At 69.7% G+C, this 22,972-nt stretch carries 13 protein-coding genes, 1 tRNA gene and 1 pseudogene; 7 read left to right on the top strand and 8 right to left on the bottom strand.

Annotation, left to right across the window (positions count from 1 at the left end; translation table 11 throughout):
• Positions 1–676: 676 nt before the first annotated feature.
• Complete coding sequence (locus ACZ45Z_RS05185) at positions 677–3,043, bottom strand: LPXTG cell wall anchor domain-containing protein (RefSeq protein ID WP_468356323.1); 2,367 nt, start codon at positions 3,041–3,043, stop codon at positions 677–679.
• A gap of 273 nt (positions 3,044–3,316) precedes the next feature.
• Between ACZ45Z_RS05185 and ACZ45Z_RS05180 the strand changes: the two genes are divergently transcribed.
• Complete coding sequence (locus ACZ45Z_RS05180; RefSeq protein ID WP_468356320.1) at positions 3,317–3,850, top strand: hypothetical protein; 534 nt, start codon at positions 3,317–3,319, stop codon at positions 3,848–3,850.
• 8 nt (positions 3,851–3,858) lie between these two features.
• Here the strand turns inward: ACZ45Z_RS05180 and ACZ45Z_RS05175 are convergent.
• A pseudogene (locus ACZ45Z_RS05175) lies at positions 3,859–5,047 on the bottom strand (IS110 family RNA-guided transposase).
• 946 nt (positions 5,048–5,993) lie between these two features.
• Here ACZ45Z_RS05175 and ACZ45Z_RS05170 point away from each other — a divergent pair.
• Entirely contained in the window at positions 5,994–6,272 is a 279-nt protein-coding gene (locus ACZ45Z_RS05170) for a hypothetical protein (RefSeq protein ID WP_468356318.1), read from the top strand.
• Between the two features lie 108 nt (positions 6,273–6,380).
• Here the strand turns inward: ACZ45Z_RS05170 and ACZ45Z_RS05165 are convergent, their stop codons facing one another.
• Complete coding sequence (locus ACZ45Z_RS05165) at positions 6,381–7,805, bottom strand: hypothetical protein (protein WP_468356315.1); 1,425 nt, start codon at positions 7,803–7,805, stop codon at positions 6,381–6,383.
• 735 nt (positions 7,806–8,540) lie between these two features.
• On the opposite strand from ACZ45Z_RS05165, the gene ACZ45Z_RS05160 reads away from it, so the two are divergent.
• From ACZ45Z_RS05160 to ACZ45Z_RS05145, 4 genes are all read left to right on the top strand, one after another.
• A complete protein-coding gene (locus tag ACZ45Z_RS05160) occupies positions 8,541–9,623 on the top strand; it encodes a hypothetical protein (protein WP_468356312.1) in 1,083 nt (360 codons plus the stop codon).
• Positions 9,624–9,691: 68 nt separating this feature from the next.
• A tRNA-Arg gene (locus ACZ45Z_RS05155) sits at positions 9,692–9,787 on the top strand.
• A gap of 544 nt (positions 9,788–10,331) precedes the next feature.
• Positions 10,332–11,174, top strand: a complete 843-nt coding sequence (locus ACZ45Z_RS05150) for a hypothetical protein (RefSeq protein ID WP_468356309.1) — start codon at positions 10,332–10,334, stop codon at positions 11,172–11,174.
• Between the two features lie 831 nt (positions 11,175–12,005).
• Positions 12,006–13,379, top strand: a complete 1,374-nt coding sequence (locus ACZ45Z_RS05145; protein ID WP_468356306.1) for an acyltransferase family protein — start codon at positions 12,006–12,008, stop codon at positions 13,377–13,379.
• Between the two features lie 346 nt (positions 13,380–13,725).
• Here the strand turns inward: ACZ45Z_RS05145 and mreB are convergent, their stop codons facing one another.
• Together mreB and ACZ45Z_RS05135 are read right to left on the bottom strand one after the other, a co-directional pair.
• On the bottom strand, positions 13,726–14,805 hold the full coding sequence (gene mreB / locus ACZ45Z_RS05140) for a rod shape-determining protein MreB (protein WP_468356303.1): 1,080 nt from the start codon (positions 14,803–14,805) through the stop codon (positions 13,726–13,728).
• 260 nt (positions 14,806–15,065) lie between these two features.
• Positions 15,066–17,162, bottom strand: coding sequence for an FUSC family protein (locus ACZ45Z_RS05135; RefSeq protein ID WP_468356300.1), 2,097 nt, complete (start codon positions 17,160–17,162; stop codon positions 15,066–15,068).
• Positions 17,163–17,318: 156 nt separating this feature from the next.
• On the opposite strand from ACZ45Z_RS05135, the gene ACZ45Z_RS05130 reads away from it, so the two are divergent.
• Complete coding sequence (locus ACZ45Z_RS05130) at positions 17,319–18,338, top strand: alpha/beta hydrolase (RefSeq protein WP_468356297.1); 1,020 nt, start codon at positions 17,319–17,321, stop codon at positions 18,336–18,338.
• Positions 18,339–18,373: 35 nt separating this feature from the next.
• Here the strand turns inward: ACZ45Z_RS05130 and ACZ45Z_RS05125 are convergent, their stop codons facing one another.
• From ACZ45Z_RS05125 to ACZ45Z_RS05115, 3 genes are all read right to left on the bottom strand, one after another.
• The gene (locus tag ACZ45Z_RS05125; protein WP_468356294.1) at positions 18,374–18,853 is read right to left on the bottom strand and encodes a hypothetical protein; all 480 of its coding nucleotides are present in this window, start codon (positions 18,851–18,853) and stop codon (positions 18,374–18,376) included.
• A 270-nt stretch (positions 18,854–19,123) separates the two neighbouring features.
• On the bottom strand, positions 19,124–20,008 hold the full coding sequence (locus ACZ45Z_RS05120; RefSeq protein WP_468356291.1) for an ABC transporter permease: 885 nt from the start codon (positions 20,006–20,008) through the stop codon (positions 19,124–19,126).
• Positions 20,005–22,734, bottom strand: coding sequence for an alpha/beta fold hydrolase (locus ACZ45Z_RS05115; protein ID WP_468356288.1), 2,730 nt, complete (start codon positions 22,732–22,734; stop codon positions 20,005–20,007). The genes ACZ45Z_RS05120 and ACZ45Z_RS05115 overlap by 4 nt, the downstream gene beginning before the upstream one ends.
• Positions 22,735–22,972 lie beyond the last annotated feature (238 nt).

The raw sequence follows: 22,972 nt of genomic DNA, 5'->3' as shown, positions 1-22,972 counted from the left end.
TCATGAACGAGCACCGCCCATCAGGGATTCGATCCCACTCTTAAAGCGGAGGCTGCGGCCACACATGCCAGGCCGCAGCCCGGGCGTTCCTTCGCGCAAGCAATCCTCCCCCGTCGGCAGCTCTGCCCGCAGCAGGCAGAGATCCGGCGCCTGCGGAAATGCTCCGGTCCAGGGCCGCATCGCCCGCCGTGCCAGTGTCGTGCCAGGTAGACCGGTAAACAACGGCCACCGAGGGGCAGAGATTCGAGTGGGCACCCCCACGCCAGTTGCGGCATCTTGGCAGTTCAGGACGACACCAGGCACCCGAAAGCCCCCTGATTCCCAAGCTCAGAGCGCGGGTTCGATTCCCGTCACCCGCTCCAGAGTGAAGCCCCAGGTCAGTGGCTTATTCGTTTCTCGATCTCTCGGGGTCGTCGGCACGGTTGACGGAGAAGTTCGCGGACTGTGGTCTCAGCGGGTGCGGCTGCCGCTTCCGGCGAGCCGATCGCGTGAATTCGCTTTCACAAGACAGAGGTTGACCGAGAGGGCTAACACGCAAAGCGCAGCGTCCCATCTGCATCGACTGCGGCACCAAGTTCACCGATGCACAGCGGCATGACGTAGAGGCCGCTGCGGCCCCGCACACCTGTTGGTGTGCGGGGCCGCTTCCCGTCAGCGGGTCGGTGGGGCTACCCGGTCAGCTTCCGGTGTCCTGGCGGCGTCGCCACCAGATCAGTGCGCTGCCTCCGGCGAGGAGAACCGCGGCGATGGCCCCGATTAGGCCGACCTGGGCGCCGGTGTTAGCGAGGCCGCCACCATCGTTTTCGTTGGGCGGGGTGGACGGCTCACCGTGGCCGCCCCCGGTCGGGGCCGGGGAGGTGGGAGTGTGTGTCGGGTCCGCCGGCGGGGTGGTCGGCTTGCCTGTGGGCTTCCCCGGGTCTGTGGGCTTCGGCGTCGGGTCCGGGTCGGGGGTGCCGCCGTGGTCGATCCGGCCGGCGCCGTTGCCGCCCATGTAGGCGGATTCGGTGTCGCGGTAGGAGGTCTCCGCGCGCACAGAGTCCTTGGTGGTGGTGTCCAGGCGCGGGTGTTCGATCTGGAACTGGGCCTTAGTGATCTTGTGTTGGGGCTGCTTGGAGAAGTCGACACCGCCCATCACACAGGTCTTCTGCTGCCCGTTGTACTCACACGGGTAGCTGTAGTCACCCTTGGTGAACGAGATGACGTAGTCGTCGTACGTCTTCTTCGGCGTCCACGTCTTGTTCGGGTCGCGAAGCGGCCACCGGCTGACGTTGTTGCTGTTGATGATGGCGTGGAAGTCGGTGGGGTGGTCCTGGTCCTGCTGGCGGATGTACTCGGCCGCGACGCGGGACTTGTAGACGCGGCGAAGGTCCGCGTACTTCGGGGACGTGTTCACCTTCTTCTCGACATCCGGGATGATGTACTGGTCGACCAGCCGCTGAGAGGTCCTGACCTGGGCTTTGGTCAGGTCGCAGGAGCCGTTGGGGCTGGGTGTGGTGAAGTCGATCGGCGCGGACTTGACCTTGAGCGGCGCGTCCAGGATGTACATGCCGTTCTCATCGACGCGGACCTTGGCTGGCTTTGGCACGATCCAGTTGCGGAGGCTGTGGCTGCACGGCAGGCCCGCCGCCTTCATCGCGTCCCAGTAGGTCTTGCCAGGCTCGGAGCGCGGGTCCATGTCGCGGGCGTAGTCGTGCTTCATCTCCAGGTCGGCCTGGAGCAGGACACGGCCGGCATCGGTCTTCCCGAACGTAGCGTCCATGACCTTGTCAGGCTGATCCGGATTGAGGTTGACCCAGAACTTCTCCGGCGTGAGCGCGAGCCACGTGAACATGGCGTCGGAGGCGAGCTGGAGCTTGGCTTGTCCGCCGTAGCCAGGCTTGTTGTCCTCGTCGGGCATGTAGTTGGCCTTGAAGGAGTAGTCCAGGCCCTTGCCCTTGACTGGGTCGCCGACGTACTGGAGTTCCAGGGTGGAGAAATCCACGCCACCTGGGCCGCGTCCAAGAGCGCTGCGGGTGTTGGCACGGATGTACTCGCGCTGATACTGCTTGGCTTCCTTGAAGGTCTTGCCGGAGTCGAACGCCGCGTTGTTGATCGGCCCCATGGACCCCTTTTTCGGGTTGGGGTTCATCACCGGGTAAGAACGGGTGTACTTGGTCTGCTTGAAAACGCCCTTGCCGGTGGCCTGGCGCTGGTAGATACGGACCTGGTTGTCCGGCCGTCCGCGCTCAGCCTGGAGGGTTTTGTTCAGATCACGGTAGTTGGTACGCGTGGCGTTGTTGGTCTTCTCGCCGGCGTACATGACGAGCTTCTTCTTCGTGAAATCCTTTTCCTTCGAGCCCGCCGGATCCGCCGGATCCACCGGCTCCTTGTGCCGCAGGATGATTTCGTCGGCCTTGAACTGGTGGCGCCGGTACTTCCCGTCGGACTTGAACTCGGCGAACTCGCCCTTCTTCTCGTTGTAGGCGTCGTACTTGCGGCGGGCGAGGACATGGCCGCTCTTGTCGCGGATCTCGACGGTGACTTCGCACTTCCAGTCCGGACCGACCATGTTGAAGTCCTTGACGGTCTTGCGTTCGAACGCCGAGCCCTTGTGGTTGTTCTGCTGGGCGGTGATGTACTTGTTTTTCAGCCATTTCTTGAAGTCCTGCGTGGGGCGATTGGCGGTCACCTGGTTCCGCTTGTGGCGAGCGTAGATCGCCATCGCCTTGTCGTCCGGGTCGCCGGACTTGGCGTACTTGGCGTCCCAGTCGTCGATTTCCTTGTCGAGGGACTTCTTGTCGGTGCCCTTGATCTGAGCCTTCTGCTGCGGCGTAGGAGCCGGAAGCGCGTCGAATCCCCTGGCATCGTGACCGAAAAAGTACTCCTCGGGCAGGCCCTGGTGAACGTCGTACTGGCCGCTGCCGGGCGCTCCGGAGTTCGCCGGGGTGCGCGGGAGCTTCTTGCCCAGATGCATCTCGTCGCAACGCTTGCCGGTAGTGAAGTGGGCGGTGTTCCCCGGTGCGGCGAAGCTGGCTCCGGTCAGGCCGGGAAGGACGGTCACCATGATGCCCGCACCAGCCAGAACCGCTACGGCCTTGGATAGGCGGGATTGTGCACGTGCGCGTATGTCAGTGATCACGAACGTCCCTGGTTGCGGGGGCTCTCGGGAACAGGTGGTTGGGCGGTGCGACCCCCGTGTCATGCCTCCGCCAAGCCCCAGGTTAGGGGCGCAACTGTCGGATCGCACAACGGGTATCGGCTGTGGCAGGTCAGAACTCGCCATCTGTCGAGGGCACTTCCACCGCTGGCCGCCCAGTTGTTGCCTACAGTGACACCCATGAGCGACCGCATAGACCACGGCAGCACCCCACGGCAGCACCCAGAGCTGCTGGCGTGGCTAAACGAGCGAGCATCCACGTTCGAGCGCTGGTCCCACAGCTCCGGCATCGCCGGAGAACTGGACTTCAGCGATGCATCACTAGAGAAGCTGGAAGACCTCGTCCGGTCCCGGTACGAGACGCACGAGCAGGTATCGGCGGCCAGGACCGGCGAGTTCATTCAGGGCGCTGTGTGGTACATCGGTGAGCTTCTGCGTCAGCGTTTCGGCATGGTGTGGGGCTACGAGCCCCACCGCCCCGACGAAAGCAACTCGCCCGCACTGTTCACCGAGCCGGGCGGGTGGGTGACAGAGACCCCGTTCGTGGTCGCCCCCGAGAAGCTTGCCGACCACGACGGTGAGGCGTGGTACCCGATGGGTTCGCTGCTCTCCCTGTACGTGGAAGAGGACGACGACGGTTACCCGGTGGAAGAACACCTGCTGGACATGATCGGCACTATCGAAGACGAGATTGACGACGAAGACGATTCCTAATGAGGTTGTCAAGCCGCGAGGGTGGCGGGCGGTGTGGGCTGGTAGCACCGTTCGTCACGCAGGAGGGCCCACAGGACGTTGACGCGTCGGCGTGCGAGGGCCATGACGGCCTGGCTGTGTCGTTTGCCTTCGGCTCGCTTGCGGTCGTAGAAGCGGCGGGATTCGTCGCAGCAGCGGATGCTGATCAACGCGGAGGTGTAGAAGACGCGTTGAAGTCGGCGGTTGTAGCGGGTGGGTCGGTGAAGGTTGCCGCTGAACTTTCCGGAATCGCGTGCGACGGGGGCACGCCGGCGAATCCGGCGAGCCGGTCGGCGCTGTCGAAGGCGTTCAGGTCACCGCCGGTGGCGGCGAGGAACTCGGCTCCCAGCAGTGGTCCGATGCCGGGCATGCTGGCGACCACTTCGGCATGGCGGTGCTGGCGAAACCGCCCCTCGATGAGCTTGTCCGTCTCGGCGATCTTGTCGTTGAGGGCCATCACCTCCCTCGCGATGGAGTGGACGACCTGAGCGGTCATCTGTTCACCGGGCAGGGCGGTGTGCTGGTTCTCGGCAGCCTGGACGGCCTTGGCGGCGAGCTGGTCGGGGCGGACGACCTTGCGGTTGCGGAGCCAGGTGGTCAGCCGCCGGGTGCCGGTGCGCCGGATGGCGGCCGGGGTCTGGTAGCCGCTCAACAGCACCAGTGGGCCGACGTTGGTCAGGTCGAGTTCGCGTTCCAGGCCGGGGAAGATCTCGGTGAGGTGGCCGCGGAGCCGGTTGATGGTCCGGATGCGGTCGTCGCTGAGGTCGCGACGGCGGCGCGTGAGGACCTTCAGCTCGGCTACCAGCTCGTCGGTGGGCCGAAGCAGTGCCAGATCGTGGCGGATGCGTGCCTGGTCGGCGATGACCGCCGCGTCTTTGGCGTCGGTCTTGCCGTCGCCCCGGTAACCCTCCGAGGCACGGTTGACGGTCCGGCCGGGTATGTAGAGCAGCGGCTGGCCGTGGTTGAGCAGACAGCGATCGCCAGAGCGGCCCCGCCGTCTGCCAGGTCGATGCCCCAGGTGGCTTCGTCACCGAGGTCCAGGACGTCGGCCAGGAGCGTCAGCAGCTCGGGCTCGTCGTTCGCCACCCGCCGCGACAACAGCCGCTTGCCAGCACCGTCGATCACCACACAGTGGTGATGGGTCTTCCCGGCGTCGATACCGGCCCAGATCGCTGTCATGTACTTCTCCGCAGATCGCTCCAACACGGGTACCGCAGACGACCTCGCTGTCGAGTCGCTGCTGAGCGATCAGTGCCGCAATTCCTAATGAGCAGCCGAGTCGTCGTGGGACGCCGGGCGGCGAATCGTCCGAAGCCACACGAACGGCACACGACTGAAAGCCACACCCAGCGCCCCTGGGTGAGCCAACCCTACGAATGGCTCGCTCATCCCAATGAACAAAAACGTAGGGACGACTGAGCTAGGCGAGTGTGACCGGAGGCAACATGAGGCTGTCAGCGGCGTTCACGGTCGTGCAGAGGAGATCGGAAAGCAGCCCCGTATCGGGGGATAGCCCGGCGTGAATGCCGGGAGGGGGAACGCCCCTGCACAAGCCTCAGCACCCCACCAACAGACTTGGAAAGCAGGTTGATGAGCGCGCTGGCACTGAGCACTTGGGCAGCAACTTCGCGTTTGATCCCACGCGCTCGCGCCTCTCTAGCCATCGCGAGGGGAGGCTTGTCGGCGGATCAGCCGACTCGTAACCGGGCCTGCCCTACCTGTGCCCCAACCGTTGGTACGTCACGGTCGATACGGTGCCTACTGACGCTCCCCACACCACCGCAGGGACAATGCTTACGCAGGTCAGAGCCCCATTGACGAGGGGCGGCGCCATTGATTCCGAAACTCAGGGCGCGGGTTCGATTCCCATCACCCGCTCCAGTCGAGGTAGGGCCCCGAGCAAACGTGCCACTGCAACGCGGCAAGCGCCCCTTCTCACCTCGCGCGGCTCACCACGAGGCCCGAGCTCTGGGAGAAATCTGGGAGAAGATCTTTGTGAGGGCCCAGGGGCTGGGGTCCGGCGTATCGGGAGGCACACGATGGAACCGAGAAGTGCAGCGTCATCCACGGGACAGACCGGGCGACGTACGAGAGGGCAGTGGCCGGCGAGTCGAGGCTGTACGCGGTGTGGCCCAGGGAGTGGTCCAGCCATCTGTTCGTGATCGACGATCTGGACGAGTACGCCAAAGCCCATGGCATCAAACACGACGTACAGCGAACCGGGCTGGCCGAGCATGTGCACCAGGTCCGGTGGACCAAGTCGGGCGGCGAGCAGAATTCCCGCAGTCCGTACATCGGCATCGAGGTCGTGCTGGACTGCGGGTGCAAGATCGAGAGTCTCGGCGTGTTCGCCGCGCAGATGCGAGAGCAGAAGGACTGGGCCGTGGCCACCTCGGTCGGGTGAAGCCGCTGCAGCGGACCCGAGGGCACCACGTACTCCCTCAGGGTCCGCCGCAAGAGCCTGACTTCCTGAACTATCCCGGTCACGATCCTCCAGGACGCTGCCTGACGATCAGCGGCGGAATCCGCGGTGAGGATCTCGCGCGTGGACGTTCAGGAACGGTTCGAACCAGGCTGCGGCACGAAGATCGCCGATGCCCATGTGCTGGTTCGTCTCGCCGTCCGGGTCCTCGATCCCGTCGAGGCTAGCGTTGTAGAGCATCAGCACGTCGGTGTCCTGGAAGAACACTTCGGAGCACATGTCGAAGTCGTAGTCGTCACGGTGGGTGGGCAGCCTACCGTGGTCACCAGCGGCATCGCCTTCACTGCTGCGGTCTCCCGCGTCACGGATGGCGAGATGCAGGGCAAGTTCCTCGGCCGTGCAGGTGGGCTCCGGCCACTGCCCGCGTTCGAGGTCACCGGCGAGGTCGTCGGCGGCCCGAGCGAACCGGCGGCGCCACTGGAGGTCGGCCGCGAAGGTCAACTTCGGGAGATAGGCGAACACTCCCCAGTGGCCGTTGTGCTCGCCGGGCACCACGGGCCTGTCACCGAGTTCCTCGCTGTCGTCGTACGCCTGGTCGGCGAGCACGCACAGCTCCGTGTAGAGGACGTCGGCGGTTCGAGGTGTGAGTTGCCACTCGCACTGCTCGTCTTCGCACTCCGTGTCGTCGCAGTGCGGTGCCTCCATCGGGAACAGCACCGCGAAGTCCAGGGTCTTCCCCTTGGTACACGGCTTCGCCGGCTCACTCCGGCGGACAGCCGCCGAGTATCGCCAGCCTGCACCGAAGTCGGCGACCACCGCTTCCTCGCTCCAGTCGGCGACTTCATGCCCCTTCTCGGTGCGCAGCCTCAGGCCCTGGGAGGTGTCCGTGACCGTGTCCGCGCCCTCGATCTCGCTGTCGGACTCCCCAAGCCACATGACGGCCCCGACGACGTCCTGAGGGTCGTCGCCCTCGAGGTCCTCGTTCGGCAGGGGCTCCCAGCCCGCGCTCCTGGCTGCCTTCAACACGGCCTGCTGGTCATGTACGTGGAACTCTCGGAGTACCTCCACCCGAATGACGGGACCAGCCAGGTCAGCGAGTCGCGCGTCGTCCGGGGTACGCACGGCGCGCCTAACCGCGTCGGCGTCGTCCTCGTCCGGGTCGTCGTCAAGGCCATCGGCGATCTGCTCCCACTTCAGGAAGCTGCCTGGAGGCATGGGCCAGACGCCCGCGAGCGCGTGCCGTGCGGCATTGCGGAGGGAGGAAGCCGGAGCATCAGGCATCTGGGCACACAGCTTCTCCAGCGGCTCGGACTTCCAAGCGTCGGCGGAAGAACCGATGGCCTGCTGGAGGACGGCCACTGCCTGCTGCGCGAGCTCGGGTTGCCGGCAGGTGAGAACGGCTTGCAGTGAGGCAGGTCCCTCTCGGTGGTGGACGAGAGCGAGGATGCGGCTCTTGCTGGGCGTGTGCTCACAGTGGAAGCCGCAAAGTGCGGCCAGGGTCGGCTGAGCAGACATGCGGAGGACTCCGAATGATGGGCACACAGGGGCCGTGCGTGGAAGCGAGTGGAGTTCCGCTGGTGGGCACGCTGCTGACGCGCCTCCGGACGGCGAAGACTTAGTGCGCTCGGTTGGTTCCCCCGGTGCTACCGGGAGTCCGGACCTGCCTTCCACAGCTTACTCACACAAGGCGGCCGAGAGCGATGGAAGGGACTGATCCCGAGACCAGGGTTCGGCCGAAGGGTTCTCCGCGGTGGTCTCGGCTCAGCGAGACTCAGATCGCCAGGTCGGAACGAGAGTTGGAGGGTGGCCATCTGGTTCAGGGGGGCTGGGCGGGATCCGCGGAGAAGAGGTCTTCTCCGAACTTCCGTCGTCGTCCGACTCCCCTGCGCGGTAGTTGCATCAAAGGGCACACCTGCGGAGAACGACTCACGTGCAACTCCTGAAACTGGTTCGGAAGCTCAAGGTGATATTCGCAGCCGCGCCTGCTTCTGGCGGATCGTCCTGAGCAGCCCAGGGTGGATCGCTGTCGCTCTGCTCGGCTACAGGAGACGCGGCGAGGATCCCGACACACCATGGCCGGACCTTCGTGCGGCATGGCCGGACCTTCGTGCGGCCTCGGCGTCTCACACTCCGCCACGGTTGCGGCCGCCAAGTTCCAGCCCCATACCAGCCGAAGATTTTTGCGAGAGGAGACGTAACAGGCGTGCGTTCCCGGCACCATCAGTCCATCGATACCGAGGGAGGGGTGCTTTGAGCCTGCTGCGCACGAGCACAGAACAGATATCTCCGTACGTCTGGCGAGCACAGTCGAAGATCAAGTCCTGGCGTCTACACGTCAACCAGCGCGTGGTCCGCACTCGGGTGCGCGAGTTCAACGCCTCGCTGCAAACGCTTCGCGTGACTGAAAGGCCCCTCACCCATACCCGCAGGGCATTACGGGACACACGGACCACTCTTGAGACAGCGCCATACAGATCGATGGCCGTGGCTCTGTTCGCCGCGTTGATCAGCTTGAAGATGATCAAGCGTACGGTGGTCCTCCTTCACGACCTGGCACGAGCCGCTGGAGCCGACTCCGCAGCACGGGCGGCGAAGCACCTTCTGTGGCTGCTCCGCCCTGAGGTCGCGAACCAGCCCGCCCGCGGATGGGACAGCCTCGTCTACGTGATCGTCGTGTCCATCCCGCTGCTAGTACCGATGTGGTGGCTGATGGAATGCAGGATGGCGCGAGGCACCGTTTTCCGCTATCGAGCGACAATACGGTCCTTGGACGCCATAAGCCTTTGCGCGGCAGCGTACGGACAGCCATCAGGACACCGGGCCTCGCAACTTCGGAATCTCGATCGGGGCCTTCGGGATGTCGAGGATGCCATTCTTCGTTCCCATCGCTATGCCGGGACAATCCCTCGCAGATCCGTCAGGCGTGCGGCTACGCGCTCGCACGCGGCACTGGTTGCCGGCGCCCTGCGAGCCGAGGTTCTGAAGATCGACGCAGAGCCGGATGTCGCACTGCCACGACTCGGCACCATGCTGGTCACGATCGCGGAACGCTCTGCAGAGGGCCGCATCGGAGCCCTGCTGCCTGAAGCGGCCCTGACGGAGGCCACCCCCGTGTCCGCTACCCGGACCGCGCTGCGAGAATCCGCCCACGTGGTTGTGGTCATCATCGCTGCCATGACGGGCGCAGTCGGATCTTCCTCGGTACTCCCCGCACTGGGAGTGAACAACGACCTACGTCCCTGGCTCATCGTCGGATGCTCCGTACTGGCAGCCATCCTGGTCGGCGGCTGGCACCGCGTGGGTCGGCTCTTGGAGTTGGTGCCGGGCAAATAATCCCGGCGTTCCATGTAGAAGGCCCTCGCCGTCCCGAAAACGCCCGAAGTTTTCGGGACGAGCCAGTGGCCGGGCGCGTTCGGGCAGGTCAGAGCCACCCCGCTCCCCCACCCACCAAGTGCCTTCTAAGCACTTGGCCGCAGGTTCGAGTCCTGCCGGGGGCGCTCCCCATGACCCTCCCTTCGGGAGGGTCTTTTTGCTGGTCTGGGGATGTCGCGAGCGCGTGCCGGAAGCGGCGGCCGTTCCCGGCCGTGGGGGGAGGGTCCCCGGCGGCCCGGGTGGTCCGCCATCTGGGGAGGGGGCCTCGCGGGGGCGGCCACGCCTCACTAGTGAATTCGGCTGTGCCGTATCGGGGGGGGCGTGGTGGCTATTGCGTGGGGCGGGTAATGAGGCTGCGCAGGCTGACGATCACGGCACAGTGCGTGGCGGCAGCGCATACGGCAAGAGCCATGCCCGCTCCGGCTCCGGGGGCGGCGCTTTCGAAACCAAGGGCGGCCTGGTGCACTTTTCGGACACGGTGCGGGGCTCCATCAACGCGCAGGGGTGGTGGAAGCGTGTGTGCGGGCCGGCGACCAAGGCGAAGATCACCTCGACGCAGATGCTGTGCTGCGGTACGTGATCAAAGGCTGATAGCGGCGCTGGGAGGAACTCTTCCGCGCCGCCCGTTTTCCGGGAGTGCCTGTGTTTCCCCCCACTGTGATCATTGGCTTGCACGGAATCCTCGAACGGTCTCCGTGGTTCGACCGGGTTGTAGAGCAGGATGATGACGAGGGCACCGTCGAGGAAGACGTTCTCGGTTTTGCGATCGACCGGGCCGGTTCCTACGGCTGGCAGACCCTGAGCGGCTGTCTGACCGAGGATGGAAAGGTCACGGCGCACCATGAGCCCAATGCGTGGGCTCATGAGGAGGTCGGTGGGGACTGGACGCAGGACGGAAGAGTTCACCAACTGGCTTGGCTGCAGGCCGGGGTTCTGACCGACCCTCCGCGTCCCGGTCTTCCCGTCCGGCCGATGGTTCTGGTGTTGTCCGAGACGTTGGCTCGGGTGGGCGCGGTGACGTTCACCGGCCTGCATGCGCTGCTGCCGTTGCAGGCGGCCGAACGTAATACGGCGTTTCACCAGACCGAATTGGCGCCCTGGTTCGGCCTGGCGAATCCGGATGCCCGGCACGAGGTGGTGGTGACTGTTTCCTGCCGCCCTGGGCGGGGTGGGCCGGGCGAGGACGATGCGCCGACTGTGTGTGAGGCGGTGCGGGTGATGGCTCAGGGGGCGGTGGATGTCTCTGTGCCTGTGCCTGTGCCTGTGCCTGTGCCTGTGGCGGGCAGCGGTCTGCCGGGGGTGGACCTCGATCTCGACCGCGTGGTGCATGCCGAGGGAATGCGTGAGGTGCTGCGGTTCGGCTGCCGTACGCGGGAGTGGTCGCCGGATATCGCGGTGTGGCTGGTGGAGATGGTGGCCGAGGGGTTGCGTGGGGCGGGGCGGTCGGCGCCGGTTGTGGTGACGGCCTCGCTGGCAGCGTCGCCGGCGCGTAGGGCATCGTCGCCGGTGTAGGGCAGCGCAGTCGGTGTAGGGCATCGTCCTCGGTGTAGGGCGTAGTCTCCGCCGGCAGCGGTGGCCCTCTCGCGGAGGGTTTTCTCTCGGATGGCTTTCTCGCGGAGGGCTTTCTCGCGGGTCGGGGCGGCTCGACGGCGTCACCCAGTTGTCGGCGGACGGCGGACGTGGTGGGCGCGTGCGATGCGCAGTTCGGTTCTCCCCCCGGCCCCCCGTGAGGCCGACTGGCTTGGTGCTCCGCGATCGTGCCCGCCACGCGTGTGGTGGTGGGGTGGACGGGTTGTCAGCCAGTGGCCCGGCTGGACGGATGGCTGGTGGTCGGGTGGTCGGGTGGCCAGTGACCCGGCGTGGCCGGGCGCGCTCGTACGGTCGTGGCGCCCCAGAAAGCGGGACGACAGGTTGGCTCCTGGCCCACGGGCCAACGAGTCCACGGGCCAACGAGCCACGGGCCAACGGGCCAACCGAACACGCTCCCCCACCATCGACGTCCCGGCGTTGTCTCTCGCCCGGGCCGTCCTTGATGTCGCGACCACCGAGTCCACCGAGCCCGCCGTGCTCCTTGAGGGGGTCTATTCCAGGCGCCCGCTGAAGCCTTGGGCCTCGGAGGCACGTTTGCGGGCACGTTGGCAGGTCCCATTCGGAGTGCGGCTTTGCGGGGCACGTTGGCGTGAGTTCGGGGTGGAGTGGGGTGAGGGCCGTAGGGGGTGAGGGGGGTTTTCCGTAGGGGGGTTGGGTGGGTGGCTCCAGGGATTTCTGGTGGGGGGCGGACGAGCATGGAGGCGGTTTGTTGGCCGGTTGTTGAGTGGTTGCGGGTGGGGAGGGAGTGCCGGCATGGGGCGTCTCGTGGGGGAATTCGGGGGTCTGGGGTGGAGAGGGGCCGGAGGCGGAGGATCAGGGGAAGGGAGTGGGGGGCTCGGGGAGCGGGGTCGGGCCGGCGGGAAGGGAGACGGGGAGGGAGAGCGGGAGCGGGAGCGGGACGGGAAGCAGGAGCGGGACGGGAAGCAGGAGCGGGACGGGAAGCAGGAGCGGGACGGGAAGCAGGAGCGGGATCGGGCGATTGATGGGTTGCGGGCGTTGGCGCTGGTGGCCGTGCCGGTCGGGCACTGGCTCATCGGGGGGTTCGTGCGGGACGCCGATGCCTCGCTGCACAACGCCAGCGCGTTATCCGGCTTCGGAGCCCTGGCGCCCATGACCTGGGTGCTTCAGATGCTCGGGATCTTCTTCCTGGTCGGTGGCTACGCCTCCGTGTCGTCGTACCGGCGGGCGGCCGAGCGCGGTGAGTCGGCCGGTGTCTGGCTGTGGGGACGGCTCGCGCGGTTGTTGCGGCCCGCTGTTGGTGTGACGGCCGTATGGGCGTTGCTGGCCCCGTTGTTGTATGTGGCCGGAGTGCCGGAGTCGACGGTGCGTACGGCGGCGGCGTTGGTCGTGCAGCCGTTGTGGTTCGTGTGCGTGTACGCGGTGGTGACGGCTCTGACGCCGTACTGCGTTGCCGCCGATCGACGGCTCGGGGGGTGGGCGGCGGCGCCGCTGGCTCTCACCGTCGCCGTGGTCGACTTCCTGCGCTACGGTCCGTTCGCCGACTCGATGCCGTATGCGGTGGGGCTGGTCAGCCTTGTGCCGGGCTGGATGTTCGCCTATCAGCTCGGCGTTTCCTGGGGTCGGAAGCGGATCGGGCGGCGCGGGGCCTGGGTGCTGTTGGTGGGTGGTGCGGCGCTGTTCGCGGTGTTGCTGCTCGTCTTCCACTATCCGGCGAGCATGGTCGGCGTCCCCGGGCAGGACCGGAGGAATTCGCATCCGCCGTCGCTGTTGGTCATAGCCCTGGCCGCGACACAGTCCGGAGCCGCGATCCTTCTGCGGGACCGTATCGCCGCACTGCTGCGACGGCCCGCCCTGTGGGCGGCGGTGACGGTCGTCAATCTGTCCGCGATGACGATTCTGTGCTGGCATCAGACCGCGATGATGGCGGCCGCCGTCCCGGCGTCCTTCCTCCGCTCGGTGCCCGGGCTGACCACCACGCCCGACTTCGCCGGGTGGATGCTGACCCGGCTGCCGTGGCTGCCGGTCTTCGCCGGGCTTCTGGTTCTCATCGCGCGGCTTACGAGGAGATTCGAGGCGCCGTGGGCGGGTGTGACGCGGGGCAGGCGGGTTGTGGCGGGCGCGCTGGCTGTGAGCTTCTCGGCGTTCGCGTTGGGGGTGGTGGCTTGAGGCGCCGGTTCGAGGCGCGCCGGCTGGAGGTGGTGGCCCGCGGTAGTGGCTTGAGGCGCTGGTCTTGAGGCGCCGGCCTCAGAAAGTGGGCCCCGCGGGGTACGGGGGGGCGGGCGGGCTGCGTGCCCACCGGCCAGGCCGGGTAGACGGGGAGCCGACACCCCCGCCCAGCCCCCGGCGCCGGTGCCGGCGCCGGTGCCGGCGCCGGTGCCGTGAGCAGGCACGAATCCGTGACGGACCGGAACCCGTCACGGACCGGAACCCGTCACGGACCCGGCCCCGTCCGCCCGGAGCCGTTCAACCGTGTCCCACGCGTACCGGACACGACACGCCCCCTCCCCCGCGACTACAGCCGCACCACCTTGCGGGGCTGTTCCTTGGCGCTTGTCAGGAGGCCGGCCAGGGAGGCGAATTCGTCGACGCATTTGGCGGTGCCGTTGACGACGCAGTCGAGGGGGTTGTCGGCGACGACGACGGGGACGCCCGTTTCCTGGCGCAGGCGCTGGTCCAGGCCGCGTAGCAGGGCGCCGCCGCCGGTGAGGGCGATGCCGTGTTCAATGATGTCGCCGGAGAGTTCCGGGGGGCATTCGTCGAGGGTGCGGTGGACGGCGCGGACGATGGCGTCGACCGGTTCGGCCAGGGCGTCGCGGATTTCCTCCTCGGTGATTTCCTGGATCCGGGGGAGGCCGCTGACGTGGTCGCGGCCTCGGACGGTGAAGGTGGTGCGGCGTTGCGGGGCGCCGTCCTCGTCCACGTCGACCGGGGTCCAGGCCGCCGAGCCGATGGCGATCTTGATTTCTTCGGCGGTGCGCTCCCCGATGGCCAGGGAGTGCTTCTTCTTGATGTAGGTGGTGATGGCGGCGTCCAGGGCGTCGCCGGCGACCCGCAGGGACTGGGCGGTCACGATGCCGCCCAGGGAGACCACGGCCACCTCGGTGGTGCCGCCGCCGATGTCGACCACCATGCAGCCGACCGGTTCGTCCACCGGCAGGCCGGCGCCGATCGCGGCGGCCATCGGCTCCTCGATGAGGTGCACTTCGCGGGCGCCGGCGCCCCGGGCGGACTCGACGACCGCGCGGCGTTCGACGCCGGTGATGCCGGAGGGGACGCAGATGATGACGCGTGGCCGGGAGAAGCGGCGGCTGGGCAGGGCCTTCTTCATCAGGGCGCGCAGCATCCGTTCGGCGGCGTCGAAGTCGGCGATGACGCCGTCCCGTAGGGGGCGCATGGCGGTGATGCCGGAGGGGGTGCGGCCGATGGTGCGTTTGGCTTCCGCGCCGACGGCGATGACGTCGCCCGAGGCGTTGACGGCGACGACGGACGGCTCGTTCAGCACCACGCCCTTGCCGCGGGCGTACACCAGGGTGTTGGCCGTGCCGAGGTCGATGCCTATGTCGTACGTTCCGGACGAGGTGCTGGACGCCATGGGGGGTTCGCTTGCTCCCTTTCGACTGCTTGATGACTGGATGGGTGACGGGATCGGTGGCGGAATCGGTGACGGGATCGGGACGGGATCGATCCATGACGGGATCGATCGGTGACGGATCGGTGAGCGGCCGGTGGTCGGGCCGGCCGGTGCCTCGATCATGACGGCTCGACGAGGGCTCGCTCCCGGCTCGATCGGTTTCGGTTGCCGGACAGCACCGTTGGTTCACCAAAGGCGTCAATTGCGGGCAATTAACTAGACTACTGGGGACGCCGAAAGGTTCCTGCGGGGCGGGCACGGGTGGGTAAAGAGACGGCGAGGTCGTCGAGGGCGTCGAGGAGCAGGCCGGCGGCGCGCGGGGCGACGCCCTGGTGGTCGCTCTCGGCGTCCCACCACCGCCAAACGGCGCGCGGGGCGCTCCAGTCGAGGGCTTCTTGTGCGCGTACGGCGTCGGCGGCCCGTTCCAGGGAGGGGCGCAGTGCGGCGGCGAACGCGGCGGCGCCGGGAGAGGGTTCGGCGTCCTCGCCGGGCAGGTGGGCCTCCAGGATCATCGTGACGCGGCCCATCGTGGCGAGCGCGGCGCCGGCGGCCGTCGCCTCGGTGCGGGAGAGGCCGCGGTGGCGTACGGGTTCCTTGCCGGCGCGGGCCTCGGTCTCCTCCCAGGCGGCGCGGGCGGCGCGCGCGTCGAGCAGGGCCTCGCGGACCTGGCGCGGGTGGCGGGTGCCGGGGCGGGCGTAGCCGTCGAACACCGCCAGGGCGTAGCACCCGTTGGCTTCCAGCCACTCGGCGAGGCGGTCGCGGAGCCTGGGGGTTTCCCAGGCCGGGAAGAGGGCGTAGGAGAGCATCGCGAGGACGCCGCCGAGGAGGGTGAGGACGATGCGTTCCTCGACGGTCTGTTCCCAGCCCTCGCCGGCGATGCCGAGCAGGAAGACGACGTAGGCGGCCACGCAGGCGGAGGCCACCGACACGCCGGTGCGCATCAGCAGGTACATCAGCAGCACGCAGACGACGGCGAGTGCGGCGCTGAGGTAGCGGCCGGGGTGGGCCAGGGCCATCAGGGCGCCGGCGACCGCGACGCCGACGAGGGTGCCGCTGAAGCGGGCGACGCCGCGGGAGTAGGTCTGGCCGAAGTCGGGGCGCATCACCATGACGGAGGTGAGCGGCGCCCAGTAGCCGTGGCCGAAGGGCAGGGCGGTGCCCATGAGGTAGCCGGCGGCGGCGACCGCGCAGACGCGGAGGGCGTGCCGGAAGACGCGGGAGTTCCAGCGCGTCTCGCGGCGCAGGGCCCGCAGGGCGACGGGGACGAGTCGGGGGACGCTGGGCCGCAGCAGGTGGCCGCGTTCGGCTTCGGTGGTGGGGCGGGTGGCCTGGACGGGTTCGTCGGTGAGTTCGACTGCGTCGGCGAGGAGGGAGATCAGGCGGTAGGCGGAGCGGCGGGCGGCGCCCTGGAGCATGGGGCCGTCGGCGGGGACTTCGAGGGTGGCCATCGCCTCGGGCGGCAGGCGTACGGGACGGGCGTGGCGGACGGCGTGGGCGACGGCGTCGAGGACGGTGGCGGCGGCGCAGAGCAGGTCGCGGGCGCGGTCGCGTTCGGGGCCTTCCAGGGGCACGCCGACGACGGGGTCGGCGAGCGAGGCGAGGACGGGGCGGACCTGTTCGGCCAGGCCGCGGGGGCCGTGGAGTTGGACGGGACGGCGTCTGGCCTGCCGGGGGGTGACGGCGGAGGCGAGGCGGGCGTCCATGAGGGGCGCGGGGTCGAAGGGGGCGACGGGATCGTGGCGCAGCCGGCGGGCGTAGTCGGCCTCGGCGGCCAGGGCGTCGGCGAGCGCGTCGCGTTGGACGCCCCAGGGGCGGACGGGGAAGACGACGATGAGGGCGGCCTGGACGAGTCCGCCGAAGGCGATGAGGGCGGCGTGTTCCAGGGCGCCGAGGACGGAGGTGGGCAGGGTGACGGTGACGAGCATGATCGCCACGGTCTGGGTGCCGGCGAGTCCGGAGACCGGGCCGACCGCCCAGGCCAGGCCCGCCAGGAACGTCCAGCCGGCGAGGAGGACGAGGAAGGCGGCGGGGTGGGTGGCGGCGAGGTAGCCGAGGAAGGTGGAGACGGCCAGGGCGGCGGCGACGGCGAGTGCCAGGACGGGGCGGGGCCGCATGCTGCGCTGGAAGGTGACGATGCCGGAGGCGAACGCGCCGAAGGCGGAGGAGACCGCGAGGGCGGGGTCGCCGCGCCACAGGCACAGGCCGAGGACGACGGCGACGCCGATCGCACCGCGCAGGGCGATGAGCGGGGTGAGCTTGGCCCGCTCGATACGCAGCCCGGAGAGGGCGGTCTCCTTCAGCGCGCGCGACCAGGTCATATCGGGAGAATACGGGCGCCGGGTGGGAGTGCAGGGTGTCCGCGCGGGCCGGTGCGACGTACCTGACACCGCGGCGGGGAAACCCGGGGGCGCGGCAGTCCCCTCTTGTTGGGCAGCCGGGAGCGCTCCCGGCCCGTTCGGCAAGGAGAAGCCCCCGTGCGCAAAGCCCTGTTCCCGTCGGTGGTCGCGCTGATCACCCTGACCGTCGCCGCCTGCACGGCCGGCTGCGGCACGAGCGCGTCCCGGGCCGCCCCCCTCCGGTTCGGCGGCTCGGGAGCGGCCCTCTCCTCGCACGCCTCGACCCCGGGGAAGCGGTCGCTGGTGCGGATGCCGACGCGTCCGATCACCTTCGAGGAGGAGCGCCGGGTGGGCGGGGCGGGGCAGGACACCCCGATCGGTGTGACGACGCTGCACGGCCCGAAGTCGGGGTTCACGGGGAAGGTGTGGGTGTGGGCGCCGCCGGAGTACTACGAGAAGCGGAACGCGAACAAGGGCTTTCCGGTGATGGAGGCGCTGCCCGGCTCCTACGGCTATCCCGCCAACTACTGGAAGGGCGCCGACCTGAAGCTGGAGGAGTCTGTCGCGCGGTGGTCGAAGGAGGGCACGAGTCTGCCGTTCATCCTGGTCATGCCGGTGCTCAATCCCAATGACAAGCAGTATTACGACGGCAGCGACATACCGGGGCAGCCGAAGATCGGCACCTGGCTCAGCCAGGACGTCCCCGATCTCGTGCGGCAGAACTTCCGCACGCTCGACACCCGCGACGCCTGGGCGATCATGGGCTCTTCGTCGGGTGGTTTCGCGGCGCTGAAGAACGTGTTGCAGCATCCGGAGACGTTCGGCACGGCGATCGCCAACGGGCCGGACATCGTGCCCGATTCACCGCTGTGGCGCGGCCATGCCCGGGCCGAGGCGGCCAACAACCCCGAGGTGCTGGCCCGCCGGCTGATCGCGCGCGGCGGACCGCCGGTGTATGTGGCCTTCCAGGACGGCTCCCGGGAGGCGACGGTGCTGCCGAAGGTGCGCCGGTTCATCGCGCGCTACGGCCACGGGCCGCTGCGGACCCGGCTCCAGATCGTGCCGGGCGGCACGCACAGCGGCGCGACGTACGTACGGGGCCTGGGCGAGGGCACGATGCGGTGGGTCAGTTCGCACATGCGGGGGCCGACCGCCTGACTGCGGCCGGCCACTCGGGCGCGCGGCCGGGCCGCTCACAGGGAGCAGTCGACGTCCTGGAGCTCGATGGGCTTGGAGTCCAGGCCCACGTACGCGGTGAAGGACTGGCGGGCCCCGCCGTCCCAGAGGGTGGTGACCGTCGCCCAGCCGACTCCGGCGGACTGCGCGGTGGTGACCTTGCCGATGGAGATGTCGCGCGGGGTGTTCTGGGCGCACAGCAGCAGGTCGTAGCCCTCGGTGTGGGCGGCGCGGTCCTTGAGGTAGTCCGAGACCTGGTGCTCGCGGGACCAGGCGCTGGGGCCGTGGTGACCGTAGAACGCGGTGAGGAAGCGGCGGATCTCGGTGGCGGTGTGGCGGCCGTTGGGGTCGGAGTGGACGGGGTGCGCGGCCGCCGCGGTGTGCCGGGCGGGGGCCGGTGCGGCGGCCGCGGGCGAGGCGGCCGCGGCGGTCAGGGACAGGCCGAGGGCCGCGGCGCAGGCGGCGGCGGTGGCGTGGCGTGAAGCGGTACGGAGCATGGGATGTCCTCGACTTCGGGTGGGTGAGCGCGTCGTGGCGTGCCGCGCGGCGGGCGAGCGGACTTTCCGCGCCAAGCGGGCTTTTCACCGCCAAGCGCGCGCCTGCGTCGGAACCGGTCTTCACTCACAAAGACACCTGCTCCCCCCGAATGGTTGCAAGAACGGGCGGCGCAGAGGCATGTTCGCCCCTTCCCCACAAAAGGAAGCGGCCCGGCCGGTTCCGCACCGGGCCGGGCCGCACCGCGGCGCCCCGACGACACGACGTTCTTCCTACGACACGACGTCCTTGCGCGCGAAGCCCCGGAACGCCAGCGCGCCCAGCACCAGCGCGTACGCCACCGACACCGACGCCCCCTGGATCATCCCGGCCCACTCCATCTGCGGCTGGAGCGCGTCCGCCCAGGAGAACTGCCAGTGCGCCGGCAGCCCGTCACGCCAGCCGCCCAGGGCGGTGACCTGGTCGAGGACGTTGCCGACGATGGTCAGCCCGACGGCGCCGCCGACCGCGCCCAGCGGCGCGTCGGTCACCGTCGACAGCCAGAACGCCAGGGCCGCGGTGACCAGTTGGCTGACGAAGAGGTAACCGACCACGACCGCCAGCCGCGGCATCGCCTCCCCCGCCGACAGCGCGCCGCCGGCGGGCAGTTGGAGCGGGCCCCAGCCGTACGCGGCGGTGCCCACGCCGAGCGCGACCAGCGGCAGCAGCACCATCGCGCCGGCGCTGAACAGCAGCCCGACGGTCAGCTTGCTCAGCAGCAGCCGGGCCCGGGGGACGGGCGCGGCGAGCAGATAGCGCAGCGAGGCCCAGCTCGCCTCCGAGGCGACCGTGTCGCCGCAGAACAGCGCCACCGGCACCACGAGCAGGAAGCCCGCCGAGACGAACAGCACGGTCGCGGTGAAGTTGCCGCCGGAGGCGGTGGCGGTGGCCATCAGGTTGAGCCGGCCGTTGCCGCGGCCGCCCGGTTCGCCGCCGATCGCGAACGCCGCCACCAGCACGAACGGCAGGAGCGTCAGGATGGCGGCGATGACCAGGGTGCGGCGCCGCCGGAGCTGGCGCAGCGCCTCGACGCGCAGCGGAAGGGTGCGGCGCGCGCGGTAGCCGGGCGCGCCGGGCTCCGCCGGACGGTCGGGCGCCGGTGCCGCGGTGGCGGTCATCGGTCACCTCCGATCAGAGTGAGGAAGGCGTCTTCGAGGCGGCGGTGCGGCCCGACGCCGCGTACGGGGATCTCCAGCCGCAGGAGGTCGGCGAGCAGCCGCGGGGTGTCGGCCGGGTCGGCGAGACGGATCAGCAGACCCGCCTCGGCGCGGACGGCGGAGCGGACGCCGGGCAGCGCGCCGGCCTTCTCCACCAGCACGTCGGACAGCGCGTCCGCGTCGGCGACCGTGACCAGCAGGGTGTCTCCGGAGCCGGTGATCTCGGCGACCGGGCCCGCCTGGACGAGCCGGCCGCGGTCCATGACGACCAGGTGCGTGCAGCTCTGTTCGACCTCGGACAGCAGGTGGCTGGAGACGATGACGGTGCGTCCGGCGGCGGCGTAGCGGATCATCACGTCGCGCATCTCGCGGATCTGCGGCGGGTCGAGTCCGTTGGTCGGCTCGTCGAGGATCAGCAGGTCCGGCAGGCCGAGCATGGCCTGGGCCAGGGCGAGGCGCTGGCGCATGCCCTGGGAGTAGGTGCGCACGGCGCGGTCCAGCGCGTCGCCCAGGCCGGCGATCTCCAGCGCCTGGTCCAGGTGCGCGTCCTCGGCGGGCCGGCCGGTGGCCCGCCAGTACAGGTCGAGGTTGGCGCGGCCGGACAGGTGCGGCAGGAAGCCGGCGCCCTCGACGAACGCGCCGACGCGGGAGAGCACCGGCGCGCCGGGCCGGATGCTGTGCCCGAAGACCTGGATCTCGCCCTCGTCGGGCCGGATCAGGCCCATCAGCATCCGCAGGGTGGTGGTCTTGCCGGCGCCGTTGGGCCCCAGCAGGCCCAGCACCTGCCCCTTCTCCACCTGGAAGGACACCTCGCGTACGGCGTAGGCGTCGGCGGACCCGGCGTACCGCTTGCTCAGGCCGGTGATCCGCAGCGGTACGTCCGCGAGCGCCGGGTCGGGGGCGGGGGCGGCGGTGCGGCGGCGGGTGGTGAGCAGCAGGAGGGCGGCGAGGGCCGCGGCCGCGGCGGGCAGGGCCCAGGTCCAGGCGGGCAGCGGGGCGGCCGCGCCGCGCACCCGCGGGGCGGTGGGCACGCTGAGCGTGCCGTCGGTCAGGGCGGCGGTGTAGGTGGCGGGTTCGGCCGGGGAGGCGTAGCCGAGGTCGGTGGCGGAGAGCACCAGCCGCATCCGGTGGCCGGCCGCGAAGTCGTGGTCGACGGCGGGCAGCCGGAGGCGGACGGTGGCGCCGTGCTCGGCGCCCCGGACGCGGTAGGGGCTGACGAGCTGGGCGGGCAGCACCTGTTGGCGGCCGTCGGGGCCGACGTCGTAGACCTTGGCGAAGAGCACCGCGTCGGGGGAGGTCGAGCGGACGCGGACGGTGGCGGTGGGGCTGCCGGTGAGGTGGACGGGGGCGGGCAGCGGCGCCGATTCGAAGCGGGCGTACTGGCCGGGGAAGTCGAGGGAGAGGCCGCCGGCGCCGAGGGAGGAGAGGTTGCCGAGCGCGCCGACGCCGGGAACGGCGGAGAGGGCGGGCGGTCCGGCGCCGGCCGGGTTGGCGAAGTGCTGCTCGCGGCCGGCGAGCCGGACCCGCCGCGGGTCGTTGCCCAGGCCCGGATAGCGGTCGGCGCTCGCGCCGCGCAGCCGTACGGTGCCGTCGGTGGAGTCCGCTCCCCCGCTGCGGCTGACCCGGAACGCGGGCCCGGTGGCGGCGCTCTCGTCGTCCTTGAGGTAGCGGTCGAACCAGGCTTTCGTGCGGGCGGCCAGGCGGGCGGTTTCGCGGTCGCCGCCGTCGTGGCCGCCGGCGATCCAGTCGACGTCGACGGGGGCGCCGTTCTTACGGATCGCCCTGCGCATCGCGTCGGCGTGGTCGAGGGGGAACAGCGAGTCGGTGCGGCCCTGCATGATCAGCGTCGGCACCTTGATGCGGTCGCCGACGGCGGACGGGCTGCGCTCCTCCAGGAGCTTCCTGGCCGCGGCGTCGGGCGTGCCGCTGACCGCGACCCGCTCGTACATCGCGCACAGGTCCGCCTCGAACCTCCCGCAGCCGCCGGCGGTCTTGGGAGCGGTCCCCGGGGCGCCGGTGGGCGCGCCGGCCGAGCCGGTGGTGAAGAAGATCCCGGTCCACAGCTTCTTGAACACGCCGTGCGGGAACAGGGCGTCGGCGAGGTTCCAGTAGGTGATCTGCGGGGCGATGGCGTCGACGCGCGGGTCGTGGCCGGCCGCCAGCAGGGAGATGGCGCCGCCGTAGGAGGCGCCGGCGACGCCCACGCGCGGGTCGCCGGCCTTGTCGAGGCGGACCTCGGGCCGCTTCGCCAGCCAGTCGATGAGCCGGCGGACGTCGGCGACCTCGCCGTCGGTGTCGTTCAGCCCGATTCTGCCGGTCGACTTGCCGAAGCCGCGCGCCGACCAGGTCAGTACGGCGTAGCCGTCCCGGGCCAGTTGCTCGGCCTGCGCGCGGAGGTCGTTCTTGCTGCCGCCGAAGCCGTGGCCGAGGAGGACCGCGGGCCGTCGCCCACCGGAGGGTCCGCGCGCGGTGAAGAAGGAGGTGTCGATCCGCACCTCCTTCTCGCCGCCGGGCTTCTCGGGCATGGCCAGGGCCCGGTCCTCGCGGTGTACGGCGGGCGCGGCGTCCGAGGAAACGGCGACCCAGGTGCCGCCGCCGAGGAGGACGGCCAGGGCCCCCACGGCCGCGAACAGCCTGGCCGGCCCCCGTCGGAGGGAGTGCAGCGGTCCGCGCGGTCGGAGATCCATACCGTGAATCCTAGGTACGGGCACCGCGCCGCGCCCGGCCCCGGGGGCTGAACCTCGCGGCCTCCCAGGGGAGTAGTGCGGGCGGGCCCGTACCGCGTCCGTGGTACGGGCCCGCGTGGGGGGGGGGGGGGGGGGGGGGCCCGCCCCCCCCGGCGGCCGCCGCGGGGGTCCGTCACCGTGGTGTGGGAAGGGAGCAGCAAGACCTCGCCGCCCTGATTCCCCACTCCCGGCCTCTCCA

The organism is Streptomyces sp. NPDC031210, assembly GCF_055570395.1.
This window is presented reverse-complemented; position numbering and strand designations above follow the sequence as displayed.